30 protein-coding genes are annotated in these 25,247 nt (G+C 64.7%); 7 read left to right on the top strand and 23 right to left on the bottom strand.

Annotation, left to right across the window (positions count from 1 at the left end; translation table 11 throughout):
- Positions 1 to 82 precede the first annotated feature (82 nt).
- From ahcY to BFL43_RS25385, 15 genes are all read right to left on the bottom strand, one after another.
- Positions 83 to 1,561 carry an adenosylhomocysteinase gene (gene ahcY / locus BFL43_RS25470; protein WP_084895962.1) on the bottom strand — a complete coding sequence of 493 codons (1,479 nt, stop codon included), beginning with the start codon at positions 1,559 to 1,561 and terminating at the stop codon, positions 83 to 85.
- Positions 1,562 to 1,602: 41 nt separating this feature from the next.
- Positions 1,603 to 2,259: a TetR family transcriptional regulator gene (locus BFL43_RS25465; protein ID WP_084895960.1), complete on the bottom strand. Its 657-nt coding sequence runs from the start codon at positions 2,257 to 2,259 to the stop codon at positions 1,603 to 1,605.
- 52 nt (positions 2,260 to 2,311) lie between these two features.
- Positions 2,312 to 2,491, bottom strand: a complete 180-nt coding sequence (locus tag BFL43_RS25460) for a rubredoxin (RefSeq protein ID WP_030164608.1) — start codon at positions 2,489 to 2,491, stop codon at positions 2,312 to 2,314.
- A gap of 9 nt (positions 2,492 to 2,500) precedes the next feature.
- The gene (locus tag BFL43_RS25455) at positions 2,501 to 2,665 is read right to left on the bottom strand and encodes a rubredoxin (RefSeq protein WP_084895958.1); all 165 of its coding nucleotides are present in this window, start codon (positions 2,663 to 2,665) and stop codon (positions 2,501 to 2,503) included.
- Complete coding sequence (locus tag BFL43_RS25450; RefSeq protein ID WP_084895956.1) at positions 2,662 to 3,906, bottom strand: alkane 1-monooxygenase; 1,245 nt, start codon at positions 3,904 to 3,906, stop codon at positions 2,662 to 2,664. The genes BFL43_RS25455 and BFL43_RS25450 overlap by 4 nt, the downstream gene beginning before the upstream one ends.
- A 176-nt stretch (positions 3,907 to 4,082) precedes the next feature.
- Positions 4,083 to 5,621: an amino acid permease gene (locus BFL43_RS25445; RefSeq protein ID WP_206186747.1), complete on the bottom strand. Its 1,539-nt coding sequence runs from the start codon at positions 5,619 to 5,621 to the stop codon at positions 4,083 to 4,085.
- 220 nt (positions 5,622 to 5,841) lie between these two features.
- Positions 5,842 to 6,132 carry a WXG100 family type VII secretion target gene (locus BFL43_RS25440; RefSeq protein ID WP_084895952.1) on the bottom strand — a complete coding sequence of 97 codons (291 nt, stop codon included), beginning with the start codon at positions 6,130 to 6,132 and terminating at the stop codon, positions 5,842 to 5,844.
- A 70-nt stretch (positions 6,133 to 6,202) separates the two neighbouring features.
- Positions 6,203 to 6,523 carry a WXG100 family type VII secretion target gene (locus BFL43_RS25435; protein ID WP_084895950.1) on the bottom strand — a complete coding sequence of 107 codons (321 nt, stop codon included), beginning with the start codon at positions 6,521 to 6,523 and terminating at the stop codon, positions 6,203 to 6,205.
- A gap of 130 nt (positions 6,524 to 6,653) precedes the next feature.
- Complete coding sequence (locus tag BFL43_RS25430) at positions 6,654 to 7,475, bottom strand: ESX secretion-associated protein EspG (protein ID WP_240498496.1); 822 nt, start codon at positions 7,473 to 7,475, stop codon at positions 6,654 to 6,656.
- A 5-nt stretch (positions 7,476 to 7,480) separates the two neighbouring features.
- On the bottom strand, positions 7,481 to 8,524 hold the full coding sequence (locus tag BFL43_RS25425) for a PPE domain-containing protein (RefSeq protein ID WP_084895946.1): 1,044 nt from the start codon (positions 8,522 to 8,524) through the stop codon (positions 7,481 to 7,483).
- Positions 8,525 to 8,544: 20 nt separating this feature from the next.
- Positions 8,545 to 8,850, bottom strand: a complete 306-nt coding sequence (locus BFL43_RS25420; RefSeq protein WP_084895944.1) for a PE family protein — start codon at positions 8,848 to 8,850, stop codon at positions 8,545 to 8,547.
- A 40-nt stretch (positions 8,851 to 8,890) separates the two neighbouring features.
- On the bottom strand, positions 8,891 to 10,219 hold the full coding sequence (locus BFL43_RS28720; protein ID WP_240498480.1) for a hypothetical protein: 1,329 nt from the start codon (positions 10,217 to 10,219) through the stop codon (positions 8,891 to 8,893).
- A gap of 19 nt (positions 10,220 to 10,238) precedes the next feature.
- Positions 10,239 to 10,556: a type VII secretion target gene (locus tag BFL43_RS25395; protein ID WP_084895934.1), complete on the bottom strand. Its 318-nt coding sequence runs from the start codon at positions 10,554 to 10,556 to the stop codon at positions 10,239 to 10,241.
- A 98-nt stretch (positions 10,557 to 10,654) separates the two neighbouring features.
- Positions 10,655 to 11,020 carry a YbaB/EbfC family nucleoid-associated protein gene (locus BFL43_RS25390; protein ID WP_084895932.1) on the bottom strand — a complete coding sequence of 122 codons (366 nt, stop codon included), beginning with the start codon at positions 11,018 to 11,020 and terminating at the stop codon, positions 10,655 to 10,657.
- The gene (locus BFL43_RS25385) at positions 11,017 to 11,328 is read right to left on the bottom strand and encodes a hypothetical protein (protein ID WP_084895930.1); all 312 of its coding nucleotides are present in this window, start codon (positions 11,326 to 11,328) and stop codon (positions 11,017 to 11,019) included. The genes BFL43_RS25390 and BFL43_RS25385 overlap by 4 nt, the downstream gene beginning before the upstream one ends.
- Before the next feature lie 192 nt (positions 11,329 to 11,520).
- On the opposite strand from BFL43_RS25385, the gene BFL43_RS25380 reads away from it, so the two are divergent.
- Both BFL43_RS25380 and BFL43_RS25375 read left to right on the top strand, forming a co-directional pair.
- Positions 11,521 to 13,074, top strand: coding sequence for a MinD/ParA family protein (locus tag BFL43_RS25380; protein WP_143695553.1), 1,554 nt, complete (start codon positions 11,521 to 11,523; stop codon positions 13,072 to 13,074).
- Positions 13,075 to 13,104: 30 nt separating this feature from the next.
- Complete coding sequence (locus BFL43_RS25375) at positions 13,105 to 13,590, top strand: TM2 domain-containing protein (RefSeq protein WP_084895926.1); 486 nt, start codon at positions 13,105 to 13,107, stop codon at positions 13,588 to 13,590.
- A gap of 81 nt (positions 13,591 to 13,671) precedes the next feature.
- Here BFL43_RS25375 and truA read toward each other — a convergent pair whose 3' ends face one another.
- The 8 genes from truA to infA all read right to left on the bottom strand — a co-directional run bounded on the left by truA (position 13,672) and on the right by infA (position 18,393).
- Positions 13,672 to 14,514 carry a tRNA pseudouridine(38-40) synthase TruA gene (truA, locus tag BFL43_RS25370; protein ID WP_084895924.1) on the bottom strand — a complete coding sequence of 281 codons (843 nt, stop codon included), beginning with the start codon at positions 14,512 to 14,514 and terminating at the stop codon, positions 13,672 to 13,674.
- Positions 14,515 to 14,595: 81 nt separating this feature from the next.
- The gene (gene rplQ, locus BFL43_RS25365; RefSeq protein ID WP_084835442.1) at positions 14,596 to 15,177 is read right to left on the bottom strand and encodes a 50S ribosomal protein L17; all 582 of its coding nucleotides are present in this window, start codon (positions 15,175 to 15,177) and stop codon (positions 14,596 to 14,598) included.
- 52 nt (positions 15,178 to 15,229) lie between these two features.
- Complete coding sequence (locus BFL43_RS25360) at positions 15,230 to 16,285, bottom strand: DNA-directed RNA polymerase subunit alpha (protein ID WP_084835441.1); 1,056 nt, start codon at positions 16,283 to 16,285, stop codon at positions 15,230 to 15,232.
- 103 nt (positions 16,286 to 16,388) lie between these two features.
- Complete coding sequence (gene rpsD / locus BFL43_RS25355; RefSeq protein ID WP_084835440.1) at positions 16,389 to 16,994, bottom strand: 30S ribosomal protein S4; 606 nt, start codon at positions 16,992 to 16,994, stop codon at positions 16,389 to 16,391.
- 22 nt (positions 16,995 to 17,016) lie between these two features.
- Positions 17,017 to 17,424, bottom strand: coding sequence for a 30S ribosomal protein S11 (gene rpsK / locus BFL43_RS25350; RefSeq protein WP_084835439.1), 408 nt, complete (start codon positions 17,422 to 17,424; stop codon positions 17,017 to 17,019).
- A 3-nt stretch (positions 17,425 to 17,427) separates the two neighbouring features.
- Positions 17,428 to 17,796, bottom strand: a complete 369-nt coding sequence (gene rpsM, locus BFL43_RS25345; RefSeq protein WP_084835438.1) for a 30S ribosomal protein S13 — start codon at positions 17,794 to 17,796, stop codon at positions 17,428 to 17,430.
- 180 nt (positions 17,797 to 17,976) lie between these two features.
- Positions 17,977 to 18,090, bottom strand: coding sequence for a 50S ribosomal protein L36 (gene rpmJ / locus BFL43_RS25340; RefSeq protein ID WP_040515091.1), 114 nt, complete (start codon positions 18,088 to 18,090; stop codon positions 17,977 to 17,979).
- An 84-nt stretch (positions 18,091 to 18,174) separates the two neighbouring features.
- Positions 18,175 to 18,393, bottom strand: coding sequence for a translation initiation factor IF-1 (gene infA / locus BFL43_RS25335; protein WP_020109371.1), 219 nt, complete (start codon positions 18,391 to 18,393; stop codon positions 18,175 to 18,177).
- 331 nt (positions 18,394 to 18,724) lie between these two features.
- Between infA and BFL43_RS25330 the strand changes: the two genes are divergently transcribed.
- From BFL43_RS25330 to BFL43_RS25310, 5 genes are all read left to right on the top strand, one after another.
- Positions 18,725 to 19,042, top strand: a complete 318-nt coding sequence (locus BFL43_RS25330) for an L-rhamnose mutarotase (RefSeq protein ID WP_084895923.1) — start codon at positions 18,725 to 18,727, stop codon at positions 19,040 to 19,042.
- Positions 19,043 to 19,137: 95 nt separating this feature from the next.
- The gene (locus BFL43_RS25325) at positions 19,138 to 20,532 is read left to right on the top strand and encodes an MFS transporter (protein WP_240498478.1); all 1,395 of its coding nucleotides are present in this window, start codon (positions 19,138 to 19,140) and stop codon (positions 20,530 to 20,532) included.
- Between the two features lies 1 nt (position 20,533).
- The gene (gene rhaI / locus BFL43_RS25320; RefSeq protein WP_084895921.1) at positions 20,534 to 21,703 is read left to right on the top strand and encodes an L-rhamnose isomerase; all 1,170 of its coding nucleotides are present in this window, start codon (positions 20,534 to 20,536) and stop codon (positions 21,701 to 21,703) included.
- 36 nt (positions 21,704 to 21,739) lie between these two features.
- Complete coding sequence (locus tag BFL43_RS25315; RefSeq protein ID WP_084895919.1) at positions 21,740 to 23,776, top strand: bifunctional rhamnulose-1-phosphate aldolase/short-chain dehydrogenase; 2,037 nt, start codon at positions 21,740 to 21,742, stop codon at positions 23,774 to 23,776.
- Positions 23,773 to 25,245 carry a rhamnulokinase family protein gene (locus BFL43_RS25310; RefSeq protein WP_084895917.1) on the top strand — a complete coding sequence of 491 codons (1,473 nt, stop codon included), beginning with the start codon at positions 23,773 to 23,775 and terminating at the stop codon, positions 25,243 to 25,245. The genes BFL43_RS25315 and BFL43_RS25310 overlap by 4 nt, the downstream gene beginning before the upstream one ends.
- The last annotated feature ends 2 nt before the right edge of the window (positions 25,246 to 25,247 follow it).

Raw genomic sequence — 25,247 nt, 5'->3', positions numbered from 1 at the left:
CGAAACCGAAAAATGGTGGGTTCTGGCGAGTATTTCCGCTGTTCGCGGTCGCCAAAACCCACCATTTCTGGTGTGCCGGGTGTCAGTAGCGGTAGTGCTCCGCCTTGTACGGACCCTCGACGTCGACGTTGATGTACTCGGCCTGCTCCTTGGTGAGCTTGGTCAGCGTTCCACCGAGTGCCTCGACGTGGATCTTCGCGACCTTCTCGTCGAGCACCTTGGGCAGGCGGTAGACCTCGTTGTCGTACTCGTTGTTCTTGGTCCACAGCTCGATCTGGGCGATGACCTGATTCGAGAAGCTGTTGCTCATGACGAACGACGGGTGACCCGTGGCGTTACCGAGGTTCAGCAACCGGCCCTCGGACAGGACGATGATCGCCTTACCGTCCGGGAAGATCCACTGATCGACCTGCGGCTTGATGTTGATGCGGGTCATGTCCTTGGAGGACTCGAGGCCTGCCATGTCGATCTCGTTGTCGAAGTGACCGATGTTGCCCAGGATCGCCTGGTGCTTCATCTGCTTCATGTGATCGAAGGTGATGATCCCGAGGTTGCCGGTCGAGGTGATGATGATGTCGGCATTGCCGATCGCGTCCTCGACGGTGACGACGTCATAGCCGTCCATCAGTGCCTGCAGCGCGTTGATCGGATCGATCTCGGTGACCTGCACGCGTGCGCCCTGTCCCGCGAGGGATTCAGCGCAGCCCTTGCCGACGTCGCCGTAGCCACAGATCAGGACCTTCTTGCCGCCGATGAGGACGTCGGTGCCACGGTTGATGCCGTCGATCAGCGAGTGGCGCGTGCCGTACTTGTTGTCGAACTTGCTCTTGGTGACCGAGTCGTTGACGTTGATCGCCGGGAACACCAATTCGCCGGCCGCAGCGAACTGGTAGAGCCGCAACACACCGGTGGTGGTCTCCTCGGTGACACCCTGAACCGACTCGGCGATCGCCGACCACTTGCCCTTGTCGGTCTCGAAACGCTCGCGCAGCAGCGCGAGGAAGACCTTGTACTCGGCAGAGTCCAGATCGTCGTCGGTCGGCGGGACGGTGCCGGCCTTCTCGAACTGCGCGCCGCGTAGGACGAGCGAGGTGGCGTCTCCGCCGTCGTCGAGGATCATGTTCGCCGGTTCGCCGGGCCAGGTGAGCATTTGCTCGGCGGCCCACCAGTACTCCTCGAGGCTCTCGCCCTTCCACGCGAACACGGAAACGCCCTTAGGCTCCTCGACCGTGCCGTACGGCCCGACGACGATGGCCGCGGCCGCTTCGTCCTGGGTCGAGAAGATGTTGCATGACGCCCAACGGACCTCGGCACCGAGCGCGACCAGCGTCTCGATCAGGACCGCGGTCTGCACTGTCATGTGCAGCGAACCGGAAATGCGAGCACCCTTGAGCGGCAACACATCTGCGTACTCACGACGCAGGGCCATCAGACCCGGCATCTCGTGCTCGGCCAAGCCGATCTCTTTACGGCCGTACTCGGCCAGCGAGAGATCCGCCACCTTGAAGTCGATGCCGTTGCGGCTTTCCGCGGTGAGCGGGCCGTTCTGGACCGATGTCATATACCACTCCTCAAAGTCCCACCTGAATGTTGCCTACCAGGCTAACCGGTGGACTCCCGGCGCCCACCCCCGGCTGCGGCATCGACGACCGGCCCGAAGATCTCGGCCACATCGTCGGCGACATCGCGGTCGGCCTCTGGGGGCATCGACACATAACTCAAGGCCATCCGCACGATGGCCCTGGCGATACGGACGGCGGCGGTCTCCTCGGCCTGTATCCAGCTGGTCCTCAGCAGCGCGACTATCCGCGCGCTCGCGGTGGTGATGAGAGGATCGGCGTCCGTGGTGATGAGCCGCAAGAGGTCGGGCTTGGCCTGCCCGGTCAACAACGACTGGATCAGCGGGTCATCCGCCGCGATGGCGAAGAATCTCGAAAAACCCTCCGCCAGGGCTATCTTCGCTTCGCCCTCATGGGCCAGAACCGCCTCGGAGACCTGATCGACGAAGTGGTCGGTGAGGCGGAGTGCATACGCCTCGGCCAACCCCTGCCGAGAGGCGAACTCGTTGTAGACCGTCTGCCTGCTGACCCCGGCCGCACGGGCGACATCCGCCATCGTCACCGACGACCAGTCCCGCGTACGCAAGAGGTCGCGCATACCGTCGAGCAAGCTGTTACGCAGCAGCTTCTTGGTGGCCTGCGCATAGGACAATGCCGGTCCTCCCGCAGCGGACACCACACCGGCGGACACATCAGGCATACCCGCCAGCGTAGCGGTCACCTGGTCGAGCTCCGCTGCGCTGCGTCTCCGGTCACGAGCGGGTGACCTCCTCCATGTAGAAGTCCGCCTTGGCCGCCCCGCAGTCCGGGCAGCTCCAGTCGTCCGGGATGTCATCCCACCGGGTCCCGGGGGCGATGCCGTCTTCCGGCCAACCCTTTTCCTCGTCGTACTCGAACCCGCACTGCATGCAGACGTACAGCTTGTAGTTCACTGCTTCTCCTTAAGTTCTCGGCTCGAAGTCGACCTTCTCGCGGACACCACAGTCAGGGCATGGCCAGTCGTCGGGCACGTCCTGCCAGCTGGTCCCGGGTGAGAACCCCTCGCGGGGAGCTCCGGCGGCCTCGTCGTAGACGTAGTCGCAGACCGGACAGCCAAAGGCGCTCACCGTGCACCGCCCGCGTGCCTCGCCAAGATCTTCTCGCGCCGGCGGGGCACGATGTTGGCCCTCGAGAGGTCGCCGGCGTAGTGCTCGATCACTCTGTGATCCATCACTTTTCGCCAGATCGGCGGGAAGTAGGCCAGCGTGATCATGCTTGCGTAGCCGCTCGGCAGACTCGGGGCCTCGTCAAAACTCCGAAGCGTCTGGTAGCGCCGGGTCGGATTGGCGTGATGATCGCTGTGCCGTTGCAGGTGATAGAGAAAGATGTTGGTGCAGATGTGATCGGAGTTCCAGCTGTGCTCCGGGGCCGCCCGGACATACCGACCGCTCTCGGTCTTCTGCCGGAGCAGTCCGTAGTGCTCGAGATAGTTCACCGTCTCCAGCAGGCTGAAACCGTAGATGGCCTGAATCACCATGAACGGCAAGATCTGCCAGCCGAAGACGGCCGCGAGGACACCCCACAGGACGACGGACATCAGCCACGCATTGAGCACGTCGTTTCGGATGTTCCACACCGAGTGATCGAGTCGCTGCATCCGGGTTCGTTCGAGCTTCCACGACGACTTCAGGCTCCCCCACACGCTGCGCGGCAGGAAGGCCCAGAAGGTCTCTCCGTACTTTGCGCTGGCCGGGTCCTCCGGAGTCGCCACCCGCACATGGTGGCCGCGGTTGTGCTCTATGTAGAAGTGACCGTAAAACGTCTGCGCCAGAGTGACCTTCGACAACCAGCGCTCGAGTGAATCCTTTTTGTGACCCAATTCGTGGGCGGTGTTGATCCCGATGCCGCCCATGACGCCGATCGACAGCGCGATCCCCAGCTTGGAGACGATCCCCAGACCGCCGTCGATCCCCAGCCAACTCAGATCGCTGGCGGTCCAGAGGTAGCAGGCAAAGATCAGGCTGGCCAGCTGGAACGGGATGTAGACGTACGTGCAATAGCGGTAGTACTTGTCGTTCTCCAACTGCTCCATGAGTTCCTCGGGCGGGTTCTGGCCGTCCGGGCCGAAGAACACATCGAGGATCGGCAGCAGGACGTAGACGAGCATAGGCCCGATCCACCACCAGACCGGCGATACCGCGTCGAGTCCGAGCCCATTGAACCCGGCGACCAACGCGGTTGCGAGGAAGAGTGCGGTCGGCGGGACGAGACCCAACAGCCATAGGTGGCGCTTCTTGTCGCGCCACTGCTCGGGCGCCGGCCCGGTGTCGGTGCCACCGGCACCCCCGGTCGTGAGATCGGTGCTCATCAACTGCCTCCTTGCGGAATCGAACACGACTAACTGGAACCTGTTATGGACAGTACCGCCATCTTCGTCGCCTGTCTATACATATGAGCTAGTTTGTAAAGTGCCCCAGTTCACAAAGAAGGGCCCCTGCCGGAGGAGATACCTCGGGCGGGGGCCCTTCGGGGCCGTGGGGAAGGTCAGCCTTCGCCGCGTTTTTCGAGATTTGCGGCACGCGTCGCGTCGCCGACCTCGTCTGACATCTCGCCGCGCTCGCGTTTGCCGACCAGCGAGTGCCGCTGGCTGTACGCGAAGTAGACGACAACACCGATGACCATCCAGATCACGAAGCGGATCCAGGTCAGAGCCGACAGGTTCAGCATCAGCCAGACGCACGAGATGATCGCAAGAATCGGGATCACCGGCATCCAGGGCACCGAGAAGCCTCGCTGCAGGTCGGGCCGGGTCTTGCGCAGCACGATCACGCCGGCGGCCACGACGACGAAGGCGAACAGGGTGCCCACGTTGACCATCTCTTCGAGCTTGTCGATCGGGAAGAACGCCGCGACGACCGCGACCGCAACACCTACGATGATCTGGATTCGGGCCGGGGTTCCGAACTTGCTGGTCTTGGAGAGCCCCCGGGGCAGCAGGCCGTCTCGGGCCATCGCGAAGAGCACCCGAGATTGACCGAGCATCAACACCATGACGACCGTGGTCAGACCCGCCAGCGCACCGATCGAGATCACCTTCTCGGCCCAGGTCACACCGTTCTCACCGAACGCGTAAGCCAGATTCTTCGGTTCTCCGTCACCCGCCGAAGTCGCGAGTTCCTTGTAGTTGAGCATGCCGGTCACCACGACCGTGACCAGGATGTACAGGACGGTGACGATGGCCAGGGAACCCAGGATTCCGCGCGGGACATCCTTTCTCGGATTCTTCGTCTCCTCCGCGGTCGTGGCGACCACATCGAAGCCGATGAACGCGAAGAACACGATGGATGCCGCCGCGAGGACGCCGTACCAGCCGTAATTTGAGTCGCCGCCGCCTGTGATGAGTGAGAACAGAGTGGAATCCACCGATTTGCCTCCGGAATCGGAGGGTTGCGACTCGGGGATGAACGGTTTGTAGTTGTCGGCCTTGATGTAGAAGAAGCCCACGACGATGACCAGCAGCACGACGGCGACCTTGATGGTCGTGACCACCGCGCTGAACGTCGACGACAGCTTGGTACCGAGAACCAGCAGCGTCGTGATCACCGTGACGATGACGAGCGCACCCCAGTCGACGTCCAGACCGGCGACTTCCACTGTGCCCCCGGAGAACCCGAAGACCGTTCCGAGATAGCTGGACCATCCCTTGGAGACCACCGCGGATCCGACCGCGAACTCGAGGATGAGGTCCCAGCCGAGGATCCACGCCAAGAACTCACCAAACGTGGCGTAACCGAAGGTGTAGGCCGATCCGGCCACCGGGACCGTGGAGGCGAACTCGGCGTAACAGAGTGCCGCCAGCGCACAGGCGATGGCGGCCATCACGAACGACAGCGAGATCGCCGGGCCGGCCTTGTCTCCAGCAGTCGACGCGGTGATGGTGAATATACCGGCGCCGATGACGACGGAGACACCGAAAACGGTGAGGTCCCACCAGGTCAAACTCTTCTTCAGCTGTGAACCGGGTTCTTCGGTGTCAGCCATGGATTGCTCAACGGATTTTGTCCGTGTCAGCGGATTGCTCACTACAGCTCCTCACTTGACGGGAAGACGCTGCGGGGTGCGCAGGGTCTGCATGCGAAACTATCGGACCGGAAGGGTAACTGTTAGGCAATCACAGGACGCGAGTCGTATCCCCCGCGCCGAGCGACTTCAAACGCGCTTCCGTCCGTCGCGAACCGACAGCCCGTCAGACGCCGAAACCCGCCGAAGCAACACTTCGACGGGTTTCGGGTGGTACGGGTGGTCAGCTGAAGTAGCCGGCCGTCCGCTGATCCGCTGCCTGCATGTTGGTCGACGCTTCCGTCACCTTCGACGACAGCGCGGTCAGCAGGGTGCGGGAGTCGGTGAAGCTGGTATCCCAGGTCTGCTGAGCCGAGCCGTACGCCTGTGAGGCCTGCTGTGACTGCCAATTCTCGTGCAGCCGGGCAACTTCTGACTTCAGAGTGGTCGCCAGATGCTCCAGCTGGTTGAAGTTGCTGTTCAACTGTGCGGCCAGCTCTTCCATCCGCGGGTAGTTGTACTGGATGATGCTCATGGGTAGGTCCTCTCGATATGAGTGTGTGGTGGTCGGGTGTCTACGAGCGGTCGCTCTGAAGGCGGAGGCTCTACAGGCGGAGGCCCGAGCCACCCGAGACGTTGTTGAAGGTGCCCGCGGTGTCCTGGTCTTCGGCGTCGTAGCCGTTGAAACCGGTGGACAGCGAGGTCTTGAGACCTTCGAGAGCCGTCTGCAGCTGGGTTGCCTCGTCTTTCCAGGCGGTCACCGCGTTCTGGAATGCACCGCTGGCATTGCCCTTCCACAGAGCGAGCGCTTCGTCGGCGTCGGCCGTGATACGGGCGAGAACCGTACCCATGTCGGCGACGATGTCCCCCACCGATTTTGTCGAGGCCAGGCCGGCCGAGACGTCGAGTTCGAGACCGTTGGTCATCTTTCTTCCCCTTCTTGTATGGCTGCCGCGGCATCAGATGATGTCCACGGATCTAACGTCTGGTTCCGCCCCCGCAGACGCGGCGAACGAAGATCGATTTCGCGACCTGCGCCCGCCCGTGCCCTTCGGATCACGGCAACCACCTCCCCGACGGCAGTGTTTCCACGAGAAGCTCGACTGCCTGAGAAATCTTGTGTGGGCTACCGCCCGACAACGTCGTCCAGATCCGTCCGTCCGGCGACGTGCTCGGGCCGGCGAGAATCCGACCACGCGCGGTGTCGTATATCGCGACGGCACCGGCGGATCGAACCGTCCGCCCCTGCCCTGACTCGATGGCAACGATCTCGGCATGGGCTGTGCACGATTCGAACGCGGCGGCGTAGCCTGCGGCCACCTGATCGCCTGCGCCCATGGCGTGCAACGCATCCGAGTAGTCCGCCGCGGACCGTGCGCGATCGAGTCGTACACGCAATTCGCCGGCCGGAGCGCTGAACGCCGGGAGGGCCGATGTATCCGCCACCCCGAGGTGCTTCGTGACGATGGCACCCACATCCCTCACGGAGTGAACGGGTACTTCTCGGACCTCGACACCCACGCCCGTGCGCCTGGCCAGTACATGTCTGGGACCCTGCCGGGCGAGACACGACCGCGCACATCCTTCGGAACCGAAAACCCTTGTCTCGATCAGCATCTCCGGATTGGCGAGTATCGACAGCGCATCCGCCAGTGGTTCGGCCACGCCTCGGTGTGCATGCGGGTCGTCGCACAGAATCCCCAGTGAGGTCAGTTCGTCGACGGCCGACGACAGTGCGGCATCACGCGCCGAGACATACTCGTACCCGGGTTCGATGGCCAAGACCAGAGGCCACGTCTGATGCCCGAGAAGCATTCCGAGATGATCCAGGTGGTCGTCGGTCAGCTCATAACCGGGCGCGGTCTCCATCGTCCACATGTCGCTCACCGGTCCTGGTCCCCGGCGCCGAGCACGGCGGGAATCGATGTGTTCGTATGCAGATCGAGCACACCGCTGCTGTACCGGGGATCAGAATGCTCGACGGCGGCGGCTGCAGGTTGATCGAAATGAGCCCAGTCGATCGCGGTGTTCGCGGTCTCGGTTCCGGCGGGGTCGATACCCGCCGACGGAACCGAACGCGGTTGACGTATGGGTGTTTCGCTGTTCGGCACGAGACCGCCCACCATCGGAGCCATCGGCGGAAGCGGAGACGCCGGCCTGGGCGCTGTGGTGGAGGCCGCTGGCTCCGCGACGATCGGCCCGACACTCGACCCCGCCACCACCGTGGCCGCGAATCGCGATTTCTCGCGAGGCGCGGCGACGGTGACCGGCATCGCCACAGGCCCCATTCCCACCGATCCACCTGGCACCGTCGGCGACACCGGCGCCTCGGGCACGGAGCGGTGCTGCCGGGAAGCCTCCTCCGATGTCAGTGCTACGGACGAGACGATCTCCGGCGGAAGGGTTTCCGTCCATGGACGGGCCAGTGGCTCCGACGCCGACTCGTAGGCCTCCATCACGCGGGCAGCTCGTTGCTTCTGGTCGTGCAGGGCACGTTCGGCGTCGGCTGCCACACCCCCGATGGGGCTGCCCAGCGCTGCTCCCACCGCCGCGGCCGTGTCCCGCACCCCTTTGGTGACCTCGATCTCGGGGAGATTCGGCATGGCGAGCCGGGCGACTGTGGTGGCCGCGCACTGAGCCGCCACCCGTCCGGCATTGTCTGCCGCGGCCGTGGCCGCATCGACGAACCACGGTGCCAGTGCCCCGAGCTTTGCGAACGCGTGATCGGAGTGCGCCGATTCCCACGAAATACCCAGCCTGGCCATGATTCTCAGATAGTCGGCACCGGAGTCGGCGAGGACTACCGACAACCGGGTCCAGCCGGCACCGGCATCTGCCAACGAACCCACCCCGGCGCCGTCGCCGAGATCCTTCGCCAACTGCTCGGTCGGTCTGGCCTGCCAGACCACATTCGTGAAACCTGTCATCGTCTGTCCTCACCGCCTGATCAGAGGCGGAAGGCCTCCTCGATCGTCTCCTCGGCCCCCCGGTATCCGACGGCCTGCGCACGCAGTACTGCGGCGATCTTCCGGAGCTCGTGCACGCCTACAGAGGCACCCCCGACAAACGTCTCGGCGACCGCAGACAAGGTGGTGGCCGCCGCAACCGATACCTCGTCGCGCCCCGCCGGATCGACCGATAAGTTCGGCTTCTCCTGCGCCAGCGTTACCTCCAATCCGTCGGCGAGCGTGTCCAATTCGATGGCCGCCCTCAACAACTCGTCGGAATCCACATTCAATTGATCGCTGCCCACTGTTGCTCCCCGTTGCTTTCAGGTCAGAAATTTTGATTGGTCAGACTTCGTGATCGCGGGCCGGTGGACCCAGCCGCAGCCGCACATCCGGCGACGGCGCAGGGTCAGTTGTCTGCGTCTCGCCGATCACGGCAGGTGCGACATCTGAGATCTCCCCGATGATGCGGCTCCCGTTGAGCTCGGTCACCAGGTAGTCGGCGGTCTCGTGCTGATCATCCGACTCGCCGGCGCCGCGTCCGGCTCCCATCGCGCCCATCGGAGCCATCGGACCACCCATTCCGGCGGGCACGACGGTGCTCTGATTGCGATTCGATGGCCCTCCCGCCCCCTCCGGGCTCGGCCCACTCATCAAACCCGGCGCCGTCCGTGCACTGAGCGGACTTGGTCCACCACCGCCGCCGGGCCCCGAGCCGCCGCCACCACCGCCACCGCCACCTGCACCCCGCAGACCCGCGAGTCCGGCAGGAACTGTTGTCGCCAGTTCACCGTTTTTGGTGGCATACGCACTCTTCAGTTGAGCCTCATGGCTTTTCAGGAGTTGGCCACCCGCTGAACTGGTCATGGTGCCGAGTTTGCTTACCCCGGTGACCATCGGCTTACCGACCCCGTCGAGCACTGTGCTCGCGATGGAGAAGGGCGAGGGTCCGGCGGCGGGGGCACCCGTCACCGGGACGGGCTGCCCGTTCAACACCATGTGGCTCGTGGGTGCGAGAAGTTGGGCCCGCGTGGCCGTGACCACAGCGGTTGCCTCGGCGAGCCCCTCGGCCGCGACGCCCAGCGCGAGCGCCTGACCCGGTGGTGTCACCAGGATCGGCGCCGACGCGGCGATGATCCCGATCGTCTTGGCGATGATCCCCTGGACCAGGGACAGCCCGGTGCCCACGATCGCGGCGGCGCCCTGGGTGTCGATCGACATCACCCCGCCCTGGGTGGACAACGCCGCGGTGTCAGCGCCTGCCTGCGCGCCCTTGACCGTGGTGGCCGCGGCCGCCTGCCCGGTCCACACCTGGTCGAGAGCCTCGAGTGCGCCCGAGCCCATCCCCATGGACATCTCTAGTATCTGCGACAGGCCCTCGAGGATCATCGTCGGATCAAGATCTCCCCCACCGAGATTGCCTGTCCCGAAGCCACCGAGCAGGTCGGTGATCGGCTTGATCAACACACTCAGATCGAGTGGCGGCAGCGGCGGAAGACCCGGCAGTGGCGGCATGGCCGACAATTCCGGTAGGCCGGGCAGGCCGAGATCCGCGAGGACCTTGCTGACCGGTGTATCCAGGATCGGACCCAGCGGACTCGACTCGACGAGTTCGCGGATGGTCGGATCCAGCGGCGCCGCCACAGGATTCGGTGTGAAGTTCGGTGTGCTCACGTGGTCCCCCGACCGGTCGCTACAGCGCTGACTCGATGGCCCTGAACTGGCTGCCCGCTCCGTCGTCGGTCTCGGTGAACTCGGCGGCTGTCGCCAGGGCGGCGGCTGCGGTCCCCGCGTGCACGGCCGCGAGCTGACCCACCGCGAGCAGGTGGCTGGCCTGCGCCTGCGCGAAAGCGAGCAGGAACTCCTGGCCGATGAGTCCGAACACCGGAACCATCGTCGCGACATTGGCAGCCGCGTTGATCGACCCGGCGGTGGCCACCGCGGCGGACATCACCGCGGCGGTGTCTGCGTAAGCCTCTATCGCGGCTGGTACCGCGGTGATCTCGGACATTCTTCCCCCATGTGGTGTGAACCTGGAATTACTCACGAACTGGTTCGCAGATGCCGGCGTGCCAGACCCCCGGCTGCGGCATCTGACGTATCTGACGCCTACGACCCCGATCCGGTTCCCCGCGTCGACGGAGTCGATGTCAGTGATGCCGGACGCGAGTCGACGAGTTCGGCGAACGAGGTGTTGAAGTCCTCGAGTATCGCCGCACGGCGGGCGAATGCCCGACCTGCTGCGACCCCGGCAGTAGCCACGATCAGCTCACCGAGCGCATCGGAGCCCAGGGTCAGCGCAGACGGCGCGAACCACAACCCGGTCAGCGTCCCCACCCCGTCGACTTCCGCGGTGACGTGATCGCCCGGCGATGTCTCACGCGCCGAGATCGCGGCCAGGCGCTCGTTGACCTCGTGCAGTCCGTCGAGTTGCCGCCGGGCCCTGGCCTCCAGTTCATCCATCGCCCAACTCATACCGACCTCATCCAACTGCTCGGCGCGCTCGCGTCGGCGTCGTCCTGATACTCGGCCCGCGCCAGATCGTCGGCCCTCGGCAGGTTCATGTGGTCGATGATGTCGGAGCTCACGCCGCTTGCCCTGAGCTCCTCGCGACGCGCCACCCCCGCGTGCATGGCAGCCTGCTGACACAGCCGTAGCACCTCTGCGGCCAGGGCCGACGGATCTTTGCGTAACTCCGTCGACTCGAGCCGAACCGCCGTCGGCAAGCCCTGATCTGTCGTCACCACTGTGATGGTCCCGGTGCGCGAAGTCGCCGCAGCCATGGATGTCCCCCCTTGTTCGACCCCTGGCTGGAGAGGATACCCACAACACCGGCGAAGTGGTGCTCAGACATTCACCGCTTCTTCTCTTGGTCTATGCTCCCCTTAACAAACGGTCGGGGGCGGCTAGAAGTGCACAGTTTGCCTGCGTCGATTTGCCGCAGAAGACCGAGCGTGCCAACAGGGGGCTGTTCCGTGAGCTACAACAATGCCGATGTGCCGGCGCCGCCGCCATGGTTGCAGGCCGACGCCGACATCGATCTTTCGCAATTCGAACGACCGGAAACCCCAGCGCGACAGCCAGATCCATCGCCGGCGCTGCCGAACGCCGACGCCGAGCCCACCCGGCACGGTGCTGACGACGTGCCTCCGCAGTGGACCGCCGCGACCGACCGTCAGGCCGCCCCCGCACCTCCGCCGGTGGATGCGCAACCCACTCCGCCTCAGCAGGGGCCGCCTGCGCAGGTACCACCTGCGTACCCACAGCCGCAGCCCTACGGGATTCCCGCGCAGGCACCGGGCGCGGCATTCGCACCCGCCCCCCTGCACACCAAAGGGCCTCCCCACGCCGCGCCACCGGCCGGTCCGGCTCAGTTCGCAGCAGAACCCCGGCACAGCCAGGGCTTTGCGCCGCCGGCGGCCTATGCCCCACCACCCGGACCTCCCCAGCAGGGCCCGCCGCAGCCCGGGCCGCCGCAACCTGTTCCCGGACAGCAGTATCCATCTCGGCCCGGCCCACCCCAACCCGGTCTGCAACAGCCCGGCTACGGACAACCTCCCCCCTATGGCAACGGTGGTTACGGCCCGGCCAGTCTCGATGAGGTCGCCCTGCTCCGCAAAGCACGCCGCGCCCCTGCGAGCGGGTGGCGGCGTACGGTCCACAAACTGTCCGCGGGCACCATCAATCCGGGTGAGTCGCCAGATGACCTGGTCTACAAACAATTACTGGAGCGCGTCAACCAACCCGTCCGCGGCGACTATCGCATCGCGGTGCTCTCCCTCAAGGGCGGGGTCGGCAAGACCACGACCACAGTGGGATTGGGTTCGACCTTTGCATCGTTGCGGGGTGATCGCGTGATCGCCGTCGACGCCAATCCCGACCTGGGCACACTTGCCCAGAGGATTCCGCAGCAAACCCGTTCGACGGTGCGCGATCTGCTGTCCGACGAGTCGATCTACCGCTATTCCGATGTGCGTGCCCACACCTCACAGGCGCCGAGCAGGCTGGAAGTTCTTGCCTCAGAGCGCGATCCGGCCGTCGCGGAAGCGTTCAGCGAAACCGACTACCGCGGTGTGATGACCGTTCTACAGCGGTTCTACAACATCATCATCACCGACTGCGGTACCGGCCTGAGTCATTCGGCGATGAACGGTGTTCTCGATATGGCCAACGCGCTCATCCTCGTCACCTCACCGGCGATCGACGGTGCCCGGAGTGCGGGGGCCACGCTCGACTGGCTTCAGGCACACGGTTTCGGGCACCTCGTCAGCAGTGCAGTGGTGGTCTTGAGCTCCTCACGTCCGGGCGCATCGTCCATCGACACAGATCAGCTCAGCGCACACTTCTTGACCAGATGCCGCGCGGTTCAGCAGATCCCATTCGACGATCATCTCGCAGAGGGCGCGGAGGTCGACCTCGATCTCCTCGGCAAACCGACACGGCGGGCGTTGGTGGAGATGGCGGCCACGGTGGCGGACGACTTCCCGTCGACCACGATCAGACGCAACGAGCCGTACACCAGTTCCTGATCTCCCCCGGCCGACCAGTAAGGTGAAAAGATGAGTTACCCAGGGCCATACGATAATTCAGGCAAACCGGAGTGGCAGAGCGGCCAGCCACATCAGGGTTCGCCGGGATACCCGGCACCCTACGAGGCACCGATGCCGATGTATCCGGCGCCTGCCCCCTACGGACAACCCACGTACGGGCCTGCTGGGTTCGGCCCTGTCGCCGGATTCTCCGGCGATCCGGGCGCGCCCTTCGGACGCGATCCGTACACCGGCGAACCCCTTTCGGACAAGTCGAAAGTGGTTGCCGGTCTGTTGCAACTGTTCCTCGGCGGCTTCGGCGCCGGCCGCTTCTACATCGGCTCCAACGGCATCGCGATCGGGCAATTGTGCGCTCTGATCGCGGGGTGGGTGCTCGCGATCGTCCTGATCGGCTACATCATCCTGCTGGGGCTGGGCATCTGGGTGATCGTCGACGCGATCATGATCTTCACCGGAAGCGTCCGCGATTCCCGCGGACTCAAACTGCGAGACTGACTCCGTGCACCGATGATGTGTTGTTCTGGCGGACTCCACCTGCGGTTTTGTTCGCCAGAACAGCCCATTTTCGGGACGGGGTCAGTCGCCGCAGCAGCCGTTCGGGTCGATCGCGGTACGGGTTTCGCGGGTCACGGCATTGCGCTGCGCCAACCTGCTATCGGCCGGGTAGTCGACACCGACCAGACTCAGACCGCATGCCGCCGCCACCGGGACCTCACTCGAGCGGCTACGTTGCTGTAGGAGTCCCGCACACCACTGCACTGATCGGCGGCCCTCACCCACGGTCGCAACCGCCCCGACGAGTGAACGCACCATCGACCAACAGAATGCATCGGCGCTGACCTGCGCAACGAGGACCCCGAAGTCGTCGCGCATCCAGCTGAAATGTTGCAGCTCGCGCACGGTGGTGGCCCCATCGCGGCGGCGGCAGAACGCAGCGAAGTCGTTGAGCCCCAACAACACACCCGACGCTTCTTCGAGCAGATCGGCATTCAGCGGGCGAGGCCACGCCGCGGTCGTCCGGGCCGACACCGGCTCGGCGCCCCACGGGTCATCGGCCAACCGGTATTCGTAGTGTCTGCGGAGCGCGGAGAACCGCGCATCGAATTCGACGGGGGCCTCGTCGATGTCCTTGACCCGCACATCGGTGGGCAGCATCTTCGCCAGTCGGCGCACCAGCTTTCCCGGATCCCCCGCGATCGACCGGGTCTGAAACGATGCTTCGCTGACGTCGAAGTGTGCGGCCTGGCCCGTCGCATGAACGCCCGCGTCGGTGCGGCCTGCAACAGTGAGGGTGACCGGCTCACGCAGCACCGTACTCAGCGCTTCTTCGAGAACCCCACACACCGTCCGCTGTCCGGGTTGCCTGGCCCAACCTGCGAAATCGGTTCCGTCGTAGCCGATCTGCATCCGCAACCGCATAACGGCCCTTCTACTATGACGAAACCCGCCACCGGATGTACCGGTGACGGGCTCGCCAGAAAATGTTGACGCGCAGGCGTCTTACTTCTTGTCCTCGTCGACGATCTCGGCGGCACTCTTGGCCGTCGTCTCATCGGTCAGACCTTCGGCAACTGCCTCGGCGTTCTCGACCTCGGCATCGGTGGCGTCGGCCTCCACGGCCTCGACCACGTTGTCGTCAGCCGAATCGGCTTCGACGACAGCCTCATCGGCCTTCTTCTTGGAGGCGGCTGCGCGGGTCGCGCGGTCGGCCTCCGACGAAGCGGTCTTTTCCTTCACCAGTTCGATGACTGCCATGGGGGCGTTGTCGCCCTTGCGTGGCAGCGTCTTGATGATGCGGGTGTAGCCACCGGGACGATCCGCGTAGAACGGGCCGATCTCGGCGAACAGGGTGTGCACGACGTCCTTGTTGCGGATGTCCTTGAGCACCTCACGACGATGGGCCAGGTTACCGGCCTTCGCGTGGGTGATCAGCTTCTCCGCGTAGGGACGCAGCTTCTTCGCCTTGGCTTCGGTCGTGGTGATCCGGCCGTGCTCGAAGAGCGAGGTGGCGAGGTTCGCCAGCATCGCTTTCTGGTGCGAAGCCGACCCGCCGAGGCGGGTACCCTTTGTGGGCTTGGGCATTTCGAACTCCTAGGGTTCGCTCTCGACCTCTCGGTCGTGAGCTGGGGTCTGGTTAGAGCTGTTCGGTTTCCGCGAAGTCTTCGCCGGCAGCGTCGTCGGAGAATGCAGCGTCGTCGGACCAGGTGCCGGTGGCAACGTCGTATCCGGCCACCTGGGACGGATCGAAGCTGGCCGGGCTGTCCTTCAGTGCCAGGCCGAGCGCGTGCAGCTTGACCTTGACCTCGTCGATCGACTTCTGGCCGAAGTTCCGGATGTCGAGGAGATCCGATTCGGTGCGGGCCACGAGCTCGCCGACGGTGTGCACTCCCTCACGCTTGAGGCAGTTGTACGACCGGACGGTGAGTTCCAGGTCCTCGATCGGAAGGCTGAACGATGCGATGTGATCGGCCTCGGCGGGCGAGGGTCCGATCTCGACACCTTCGGCTTCGACGTTGAGCTCACGAGCGAGTCCGAACAGTTCGACCAGGGTCTTGCCGGCCGAGGCCAGCGCGTCCCGCGCGGTGATGGAGTTCTTGGTCTCCACATCGAGAACGAGCCGATCGAAGTCGGTGCGCTGCTCGACGCGGGTGGCCTCCACCTTGTACGTGACCTTGAGCACCGGCGAGTAGATCGAGTCGACCGGGATACGGCCGATCTCGGCGCCGGACGCCTTGTTCTGGACGGCGGGGACATAGCCGCGACCGCGCTCGACGACGAGCTCGATCTCCAACTTGCCCTTGTCGTTCAGGGTGGCGATGTGCAGATCCGGGTTGTGCACGGTGACGCCGGCCGGGGGCACGATGTCGGCGCCGGTGACCGCGCCGGGTCCCTGCTTGCGCACGTACATGGTGACCGGCTCGTCTTCTTCCGAGCTCACGACCAGGCCCTTGAGGTTCAGGATGATGTCGGTGACATCTTCCTTGACTCCCGGGACGGTGGTGAACTCGTGCAGCACCCCGTCGATCCGGATGCTGGTGACAGCAGCGCCGGGGATCGACGAGAGCAGGGTGCGACGGAGCGAGTTACCGAGGGTGTAACCGAATCCTGGCTCAAGCGGCTCGATGACGAACTTCGAGCGGTCTTCCGCGATGATCTCTTCGGACAGTGTGGGTCGCTGTGAAATCAGCATGTATCTTCTTCTCCTCTTGAACGCCCGCTATATGACGCCCTAGACAATGAAACTGTGCGGCGGTTGCCGCGGAAACCGAATCAGCGCTGGGCTGGTTCGTGGACTACTTGGAGTAGAACTCGACGATGAGCTGTTCCTGCAGCGGCACGTCGATCTGTGCGCGCTCAGGCTCCGAGTGCACCAGGATGCGCAGCGTGCTGGGCACGACCTGCAACCAGCCCGGCACCGGACGATCGCCCTGGATTTCCTTGGCGATCTGGAACGGCGTGGTCTGCAACGACTTCGGGCGGACATCGATGATGTCGTAGCGAGAGACGCGGTAGCTCGGGACGTCGACCTTCACACCGTTGACGGTGAGGTGTCCGTGGCTGACCATCTGACGGGCCTGACGACGGGTACGAGCCAGTCCGGCGCGGTACACGACGTTGTCGAGACGGGTCTCGAGCAGACGCAGAAGCTCGTCACCGGTCTTGCCGTTGCGACGGTTGGCTTCTTTGTAATAGAGACTGAACTGCTTTTCCATCACGCCGTAGGTGAAGCGGGCCTTCTGCTTCTCCTGCAGCTGGAGCAGGTATTCGCTCTCCTTGATCCGCGCGCGGCCATGCTGGCCGGGCGGGTAGGGGCGACGCTCGAACGCCTGGTCTCCGCCGACGAGGTCGACGCGCAGACGGCGAGATTTGCGGGTTGCGGGTCCGGTATAACGAGCCATTTTCTAGTCCTCTTCTTTCCCGTTAGACCCGACGCCGCTTGGGCGGACGGCAACCGTTGTGCGGCTGCGGGGTGACATCGGAAATGGTGCCGACCTCGAGGCCGGCGGCCTGCAGTGATCGAATTGCGGTCTCGCGGCCCGAACCCGGGCCCTTCACGAAGACGTCGACCTTCTTGACGCCGTGTTCCTGCGCCTTGCGGGCAGCACTCTCGGCGGCGAGCTGCGCGGCGAACGGGGTGCTCTTACGCGAACCCTTGAAGCCGACGTGGCCCGAAGACGCCCAGGCGATGACATTGCCGGCCGGATCGGTGATGGAGACGATGGTGTTGTTGAACGTGCTCTTGATGTGCGCGCTGCCGTGCGGGACGTTCTTCTTCTCGCGACGACGAGTGCCCTTCTTGGGGCCGGCGCTACGTGACTTAGGAGGCATGGATTACTTCTTCTTCCCGGCGATGGTCTTCTTCGGGCCCTTACGGGTCCGGGCGTTGGTCTTGGTGCGCTGTCCACGGACAGGCAGTCCACGACGGTGACGCAGACCCTGGTAGCAGCCGATCTCGATCTTGCGACGAATGTCGGCCTGCACCTCACGGCGCAGGTCACCTTCGACCTTGACCGAGGCCTCGAGGTACTCGCGAAGCTTCAGAACGTCTTCGTCGGTGAGATCCTTGGCCCGCAGATCGGCGCTGAGACCGGTCGCGGCAAGGATCTCTTTGGAGGTGGTACGACCAACTCCATAGATGTAAGTCAGTGCGATCTCCAGGCGCTTTTCGCGCGGGAGGTCTACACCAGCAACACGTGCCATGTGGCGTTTCCTTTGGTTCTCGGAGGTCTGCTCCCAGTCCGTCCCCTGCTCTGCGAGGGGCCCCGGCCTCCGTGCCGGGGGTAGGCGGTGATCCGTTTATCGCCGCTGGTGCTGGAAGGTCTTCTCATGCCTGTATTCAGTTGTGTCTCGCTCTTGCAAGCGATCTTGCGAGGGTGCTGATCAGCCCTGACGCTGCTTGTGACGCAGGTTGTCGCAGATCACCATGACCCGGCCGTTACGCCGGATCACCTTGCACTTCTCGCAGATCGGCTTGACGCTCGGCTGAACCTTCACGTCTCGATCTCCTTCAAAGCCCCGAGGCGCAGCGCAAAGCTGCACCACAGCTGGTGTTCTTACCCGGAGGTGTCCGGGAAGCCTTTACTTGTACCGGTAAACGATGCGGCCGCGGGTCAGGTCGTAGGGCGACAGCTCCACGACCACGCGGTCCTCTGGCAGGATGCGGATGTAGTGCTGCCGCATCTTGCCACTGATGTGGGCGAGCACCTTGTGGCCGTTCTCCAGCTCAATGCGGAACATTGCATTGGGCAGGGGTTCGACAACTCGACCCTCGACCTCGATCGCGCCTTCTTTGGCCATAGCCTCCACGATTCTGGTGTGTTCACCACACCTGAACAGTTCTGTTCGATTACCTTCATGGCACGCCCGTGTCCCGGATATTCGAGTGACAGCTGGCAGAGGACTCGACAGAGTTCTGCGGATCTGGGCACGAAAACAACCCGGCGCGGGTGCACCGTTGATCTACTTTACGCTGCTGCGCTGCTCAGGACAAATAAGTCCGATATCCCCCACCCCCGGTCGTCGACGCCGGCTCAAAAGTCCCTCTTGACGCGATCACATTCGGCGGTTTACCGTGACTCCACTCACAAATTGAAACGTTTCAAATACGTTCATCACCGACAGGCCCCGCATGCAAAGAGTGTGTTTCACGATGAATCTGCAACCAGACCGCATCGACGACTACCTCGCCGCCCACCAGGACGTCTGGCCCGAGATGCTCGAGGCCCTGCGCACGACCGGCTGGCAGAACTACTCGCTGTTCCTGCGGCCCGACGACGGACTCGTCGTCGGATACCTCGAAACCGATGATTTCGACCGGGCCCGCGAGCTGATGGCCAACACCGCGGTGAACGAGAAGTGGCAGAGCCGGATGGCCCAGTACTTCGACACCGGCACCGATCCAGACACCGCCATGACCGTTCTCGACGACTACTTCCACCTCGCGTGACCCTCCCCTCGTTTTTTCCCTCGTTTTTTCCCTCGTTTTTCCCTCGTTTTGTGCCGCAGTACCCTCCCATCTCATAAACCCCTGAAGGAGACCCCATGAAAATCGGGGCAAAGAAGACCACCGGCTGGAAGGCGACCATCTCGGTCGCCATGTCCAACTACATCGAGGCCGGCTCGATCATCGCCATCGCCACCACCCTCGGCTTCTGGCAGGACGAGTTCGGCATCAGCAACTTCGCCGTCGGGTTGCTCGCCGCGCTCAGCGCCAACGCTTTCGGTGCCGCGATCGGTGCCGCGATCGGCGGTCCGCTGTGTGATCGCTACGGCCGCAAGGCGATCTACACCTACGACCTGATCGTCTACATGGTCGGCGTTCTGCTGGCCGCGTTCGCCATGAACTTCGGAATGCTGATGATCGCGTTCGTGGTCACCGGTATCGCGGTCGGCGCCGGCGTCCCCGCGTCGTGGACCTACATTGCCGAGCAGGCCCCTTCTGGCGCTCGCGCCAAGCACGTCGGCACCGCCCAGCTCGCCTGGTCGGTCGGACCGCTCGTCGGCTTCGCGCTGGCCGCCGCGCTCGCCCCGCTGGGACTCCTGGGATCACGGATCATCTTCCTCCACCTGTTCGTCGTCGCCGCTGTGGTCTGGTGGATCCGTCAAGGCCTGGTCGAGTCGAAGATCTGGAAGGACGAGGGCCGCGAGAACGTCGACGCGCCGCAGACGTCCGCCTCGGGAGGCGAAGGACTGCGCGGCCTGTTCTCCAAGAAGGTCAACATCACCGCACTACTCGTGCTCATCGGCATCTACGGCTTCTGGAACACCGTCGCCGGCCAGGCGGGCATCTTCATGCCGCGCGTCTACGAGACCGCAGGCCTCGAGAGCGAGGTCCAGCAGAACCTGCTGCAGGTGCTGGTCTGGGGCATGACAGTGCTCGCGACCTACTTCGTCTTCATGCGGCTCGCCGACCACATGTCGCAGCGACTGCTCTTTGCTCTCGGCGCGATCCCCGGCATCTTCGCCTGGGGCGTGCTGGTCCTGTTCACCGACGGCGGCATGACCACCCTTCTCATCTTCGCGATCTGCTGGGGCATCTCGAGCGGTGTCGGTGCGCAGGCCTTCTACAGCCTCTGGGCCAGCGAATTGTTCGCGACCCCTTACCGGGCCAGCGCCCAGGGCATCATGTTCTTCGTGGTCCGCACGGCCACCGGCCTGCTGAGCTACTTCTTCCCCACCCTGCTCGCCGCCACCGGTTTGGCCTGGGTCGGACTCATCCTGATGATCTGCCTGACGGCCTCGCTGATCGTCGGGGTTGTCTGGGCCCCCAACACCCGCGGCAAGGAGCTCAAGGACATCGAGATCGAGCGCTACGGCGAGCCGATCAGTCCCGAACTGACGACCACCACACCTGCAGCTCGACGGGATCCGGTTCGACAGGAGCCGTCCCCGACGGTGAACGTGCCGGCGTCAGCAGGCAACGCAGGAGGAAACTGACATGAGAAACTTCGACTCCGACGCAATTGAAACGTTTCAGAATCTGGCCATCGAACTCCCCTCCTGGGCGTTCGGGAACTCCGGGACGCGGTTCAAGGTCTTCGGCACCCCCGGCACCCCGCGCACCGTCGAGGAGAAGATCGCCGACGCCGCGACCGTGCACCGTTTCACCGGACTGGCACCGAAGGTCGCACTCCACATCCCCTGGGATCTCGTCGACGACTTCGGGGCGCTTCGCACCTATGCCACCGACCTGGGAGTCGGCCTGGGAACGGTCAACTCCAACACCTTCCAGGACGACGACTACAAGTTCGGCAGCCTGACCCACACCGACAAGCATGTGCGGCAAAAAGCGATCGATCATCACCTCGCATGCATCGAGGTGATGAACGAGACCGGCTCTCGCGACCTGAAGATCTGGCTCGCCGACGGCACGAACTATCCGGGCCAGGGTGACATCCGCGGCAGGCAGGATCGCCTCGCGGAGTCACTCGCGACCATCTACCAGCACATCGGTCAAGAGCAGCGAATGGTGCTGGAATACAAGTTCTTCGAGCCCGCGACGTACATGACGGATGTGCCCGACTGGGGAACTTCCTACGCCCAGGTCAGCGCTCTCGGCGAACGTGCCCTGGTCTGCCTCGACACCGGCCACCACGCGCCGGGGACGAACATCGAGTTCATCGTGGCGCAGTTGCTGCGGCTCGGGAAGCTCGGTTCGTTCGACTTCAACTCGCGGTTCTATGCCGACGACGACCTGATCGTCGGTGCGGCAGATCCGTTCCAGCTGTTCCGCATCATGTTCGAGGTCATCCGCGGCGGCGGCCTCGCCACCGGGTCACCGGTCGCCCTGATGCTCGATCAGTGCCACAACGTCGAAGAGAAGATCCCCGGTCAGATCCGGTCGGTGCTCAACGTGCAGGAGATGACCGCCCGCGCGCTGCTCGTCGACACAGACGCGCTGGCCGCCGCCCAGGAGGCGGGAGATGTGCTGGGCGCCAACGCAATCTTCATGGACGCGTTCTACACCGACATCCGGCCCGATCTTGCGACTTGGCGGATCGAGCGCGGTCTCCCGGCCGATCCGATGGCCGCATTCGCCGACTCCGGATACCAGGAAGAGATCGCCGCCGCCCGCGTCGGCGGTACGCAGTCCTCCTGGGGCGCTTGAGCATTCCCGCATCACCATTTTCGAAGGAACAACACCATGACCAATGAAACCGTCACCCAACTGATCGAACGCTCCAACCGGCTCGGCGCCGACCCCAAGAACACCAACTATGCGGGCGGCAACACTTCCGCCAAGGGCACCGAGCGCGACCCGGTGACCGGCCAGGACGTCGACCTCATGTGGGTCAAGGGTTCGGGCGGAGACCTGGGCACCCTCACCGAGAACGGTCTCGCGGTACTGCGACTGGACCGCCTGCGCGCGCTGACCGGTGTGTATCCCGGCGTCGACCGTGAGGACGAGATGGTCGCCGCATTCGACTACACGCTGCACGGTCGCGGCGGCGCGGCGCCGTCGATCGACACCGCCATGCACGGCCTGGTGGACGCCGACCACGTCGACCACCTGCACCCCGACTCCGGTATCGCGATCGCCACCGCCGCCGACGGTGAGGCGATCACGAAGCAGATCTGGGGCGACCGGGTGATCTGGGTTCCGTGGCGGCGACCCGGTTTCCAGCTCGGACTCGATATCGCCGAGGTCAAACGCCAGAATCCGCAGGCGATCGGCACGATCCTCGGGGGCCACGGCATCACCGCGTGGGGCGAGACCTCCGAGGCGGCCGAAGCCAACTCCCTCGAGATCATCTCGGCCGCGGAGGAATTCATCGCGGCCAACGGCCGGAAGCAACCCTTCGGCCCGCCGTTGCGGGGCTTCGGACCGCTGAGTCCGGCCGAGCGTCACGCGAAAGCCGCTGCGCTGGCACCGACCCTGCGCGGACTGGCGTCCACCGACAACGCCCAGGTCGGGCACTTCACCGACACCGACCCGGTCCTCGAATTCCTCACCGGCGCCGAGCATCCCCGGCTCGCCGCACTCGGGACGTCATGCCCCGATCACTTCTTGCGCACCAAGGTCAAGCCGATGGTGCTCGACCTGCCGGCCGATGCGCCCATCGAGGACTGCATCGCACGTCTGCGTGAGCTCCACAGCTCCTACCGCGACGACTACACCGCGTATTACAACCGGCACGCCACCGAGGACTCCCCCGCCATGCGCGGGGCCGACCCGGCGATCGTGCTGATCCCGGGCGTCGGCATGTTCAGCTACGGCAAGAACAAGCAGACCGCCCGGGTGGCCGGCGAGTTCTATCTCAACGCCATCAATGTCATGCGCGGCGCCGAGTCGATCTCGCACTACCTGCCCATCGACGAAGTCGAGAAGTTCCGCATCGAGTACTGGGCCCTGGAAGAGGCCAAGCTCGCCCGGATGCCCAAGCCCAAGCCGCTGGCCACCCGGATCGCTCTGGTGACCGGAGCCGCCTCGGGCATCGGCAAGGCCATCGCGACCCGGCTCGCCGCCGAAGGTGCGTGTGTCGTGATCGCCGACCTCGACGAGGAGAAGGCAGCAGCTGCGGCCGAAGAGATCGGCGGGTCCGACGTCGCCATCGGGATCCGCGCCGACGTCACCGACGAGGCGCAGGTGCAGGCCGCGATCGATGCGTGCGTCCTCGCGTTCGGCGGTATCGACCTGGTGGTCAACAACGCGGGACTCTCGCTGTCGAAATCGCTTCTCGACACCACCGCGGCAGACTGGGACCTGCAGCACAACGTGATGGCCCGCGGATCGTTCCTGGTGTCGAAGGCTGCCGCGAAGGCACTCATCGATCAGCAGATGGGCGGCGACATCCTGTACATCTCGTCGAAGAACTCGGTGTTCGCCGGCCCGAACAACATCGCGTACTCGGCGACCAAAGCCGATCAGGCACATCAGGTTCGACTGCTCGCCGCCGAACTCGGCGAGCACGGCATCAAGGTCAACGGCATCAACCCAGATGGGGTGGTCCGCGGATCGGGCATCTTCGCCGGCGGCTGGGGCGCGAAGCGAGCGGCCGTCTACGGTGTCGCCGAAGAAGATCTCGGCGAGTTCTACGCCCAGCGCACATTGCTCAAACGCGAAGTGCTGCCGGAGAACATCGCCAACGCGGCGTTCGTGCTGTGCAGCTCCGACATGTCGCACACCACCGGCCTGCACGTGCCCGTCGATGCCGGTGTGGCCGCGGCATTCCTGCGATGAGCAAGGGCTCACGCGTGGCCGAGCTTGCCGCCGTCGACCTAGGAGCGACCAGCGGTCGCGTGATGCTGGCCGAGGTCGGCGGCGGCCGGCTGGACATTCGCGAGGTGAATCGATTCCCCAACGGCCCCCTCCCTATCTGGGACGGCCACCGAACTGCGTTGCACTGGGACTTACCCGGCCTGTACTCGCATATCCGCGACGGCTTGTCGTCGGCGGCACGTCAGGCCACGGATCTGATCGGGATCGGGGTCGACTCGTGGGCAGTCGATTACGGGTTGCTGCGCGACGGGCGCCTGCTCGGCCTGCCCTACCACTACCGCGATGACCGGAACCACGCCGGTGTCTCGGCGGTACACCGAGGGATCGATCCCGCAGTGCTCCACGCCCGCAACGGCTTGCAGTTCCTGCCCTTCAACACCGTGTACCAACTGATGGCGGAAAAGCAGGCCGGGACACTCGAGCTCGCCGACCGGGCACTGCTGATCCCGGACCTCATCGGGTACTGGCTCACCGGTCAGATGGCGACCGAACGCACCAACGCCTCGACCACCGGGCTGCTCGGCGCGGACGGCATCTGGGACAGCGAACTCGAACGCACGCTCGGGCTGCCCACCGGGTTGTTTCCCGCGCTCATCGAACCCGGCTCCGAACTCGGTCCGGTCCTGCCGCAGATCGTCACGCAGCTCGGACTGCCGTCGTCGGTCACAGTGAGCGCCGTTGCCTCGCACGACACCGCCTCGGCGGTGGTCGCCGTGCCGATGCGCCCCGAATCGGCCGCATACATCTCGTGCGGCACCTGGGGGCTGGTCGGTGTCGAGTTGACCGACCGGGTCGTCGATCCCGCGGCTCGAGTCGCCAACTTCACCAATGAGGTCGGGGTGGACGGTCGAATACGATTCCTCCGCAACGTCATGGGCCTGTGGCTTCTGAGTGAGTCCGTACGGCAATGGCAGCGCGAAGGCGCTGCCGTCGAGCTGCCCCGCTTGCTCGACGAGGCAGCACAGGCACACTCCCCGGTCGAACTCTTCGACACCGATGACCCGGAGTTCCTGACACCCGGTGACATGCCGGCGCGTATCGCGCGGTGGTACACCAGCCGAGGTCTTCCCGCCCCGGCCGGCCGCGCCCCGATGGTTCGAGCCATTCTGGAGAGCCTCGCCGGCGCTTTCGCCCGTCGTGTCCATGAGGCGGCATCCCTCTCGGGCACCGAGGTCGAGGTCGTGCACATCGTCGGCGGCGGCTCCCGAAATCGATTGCTGTGTCAGCTCACCGCAGATCGACTCGGCATGCCGGTACTCGCCGGCCCCGTCGAGGCCACCGCGATCGGCAACATCCTGGTCTCCGCCCGCACCAAAGAGCTGGTCGCCGACGATCCCGAGAGCGCACGCGCGCTGGTCGCCGCCACCTTCCCACCCGAACGTTTCGAGCCGCGTACAGCGGCCGCACACCACCTGAAGGCAACCCGATGACA

Source organism: Williamsia sp. 1135 (assembly GCF_002095395.1).
Classification (GTDB): Bacteria; Actinomycetota; Actinomycetes; order Mycobacteriales; family Mycobacteriaceae; genus Williamsia.
This window is presented reverse-complemented; position numbering and strand designations above follow the sequence as displayed.

Coding starts and splice junctions, on each gene's coding strand:
- ahcY (WP_084895962.1), bottom strand. CDS start 1,561: ATGACATCGGTCCAGAACGGCCCGCTCACCGCGGAAAGCCGCAACGGC.
- BFL43_RS25465 (WP_084895960.1), bottom strand. CDS start 2,259: ATGCCTGATGTGTCCGCCGGTGTGGTGTCCGCTGCGGGAGGACCGGCA.
- BFL43_RS25450 (WP_084895956.1), bottom strand. CDS start 3,906: ATGAGCACCGATCTCACGACCGGGGGTGCCGGTGGCACCGACACCGGG.
- BFL43_RS25440 (WP_084895952.1), bottom strand. CDS start 6,132: ATGAGCATCATCCAGTACAACTACCCGCGGATGGAAGAGCTGGCCGCA.
- BFL43_RS25435 (WP_084895950.1), bottom strand. CDS start 6,523: ATGACCAACGGTCTCGAACTCGACGTCTCGGCCGGCCTGGCCTCGACA.
- BFL43_RS25430 (WP_240498496.1), bottom strand. CDS start 7,475: ATGTGGACGATGGAGACCGCGCCCGGTTATGAGCTGACCGACGACCAC.
- BFL43_RS25425 (WP_084895946.1), bottom strand. CDS start 8,524: ATGACAGGTTTCACGAATGTGGTCTGGCAGGCCAGACCGACCGAGCAG.
- BFL43_RS25395 (WP_084895934.1), bottom strand. CDS start 10,556: ATGTCCGAGATCACCGCGGTACCAGCCGCGATAGAGGCTTACGCAGAC.
- BFL43_RS25390 (WP_084895932.1), bottom strand. CDS start 11,020: ATGAGTTGGGCGATGGATGAACTGGAGGCCAGGGCCCGGCGGCAACTC.
- BFL43_RS25385 (WP_084895930.1), bottom strand. CDS start 11,328: ATGGCTGCGGCGACTTCGCGCACCGGGACCATCACAGTGGTGACGACA.
- BFL43_RS25375 (WP_084895926.1), top strand. CDS start 13,105: ATGAGTTACCCAGGGCCATACGATAATTCAGGCAAACCGGAGTGGCAG.
- truA (WP_084895924.1), bottom strand. CDS start 14,514: ATGCGGTTGCGGATGCAGATCGGCTACGACGGAACCGATTTCGCAGGT.
- rplQ (WP_084835442.1), bottom strand. CDS start 15,177: ATGCCCAAGCCCACAAAGGGTACCCGCCTCGGCGGGTCGGCTTCGCAC.
- BFL43_RS25360 (WP_084835441.1), bottom strand. CDS start 16,285: ATGCTGATTTCACAGCGACCCACACTGTCCGAAGAGATCATCGCGGAA.
- rpsD (WP_084835440.1), bottom strand. CDS start 16,994: ATGGCTCGTTATACCGGACCCGCAACCCGCAAATCTCGCCGTCTGCGC.
- rpsK (WP_084835439.1), bottom strand. CDS start 17,424: ATGCCTCCTAAGTCACGTAGCGCCGGCCCCAAGAAGGGCACTCGTCGT.
- rpsM (WP_084835438.1), bottom strand. CDS start 17,796: ATGGCACGTGTTGCTGGTGTAGACCTCCCGCGCGAAAAGCGCCTGGAG.
- infA (WP_020109371.1), bottom strand. CDS start 18,393: ATGGCCAAAGAAGGCGCGATCGAGGTCGAGGGTCGAGTTGTCGAACCC.
- BFL43_RS25330 (WP_084895923.1), top strand. CDS start 18,725: ATGCAAAGAGTGTGTTTCACGATGAATCTGCAACCAGACCGCATCGAC.
- BFL43_RS25325 (WP_240498478.1), top strand. CDS start 19,138: ATGAAAATCGGGGCAAAGAAGACCACCGGCTGGAAGGCGACCATCTCG.
- rhaI (WP_084895921.1), top strand. CDS start 20,534: ATGAGAAACTTCGACTCCGACGCAATTGAAACGTTTCAGAATCTGGCC.
- BFL43_RS25315 (WP_084895919.1), top strand. CDS start 21,740: ATGACCAATGAAACCGTCACCCAACTGATCGAACGCTCCAACCGGCTC.
- BFL43_RS25310 (WP_084895917.1), top strand. CDS start 23,773: ATGAGCAAGGGCTCACGCGTGGCCGAGCTTGCCGCCGTCGACCTAGGA.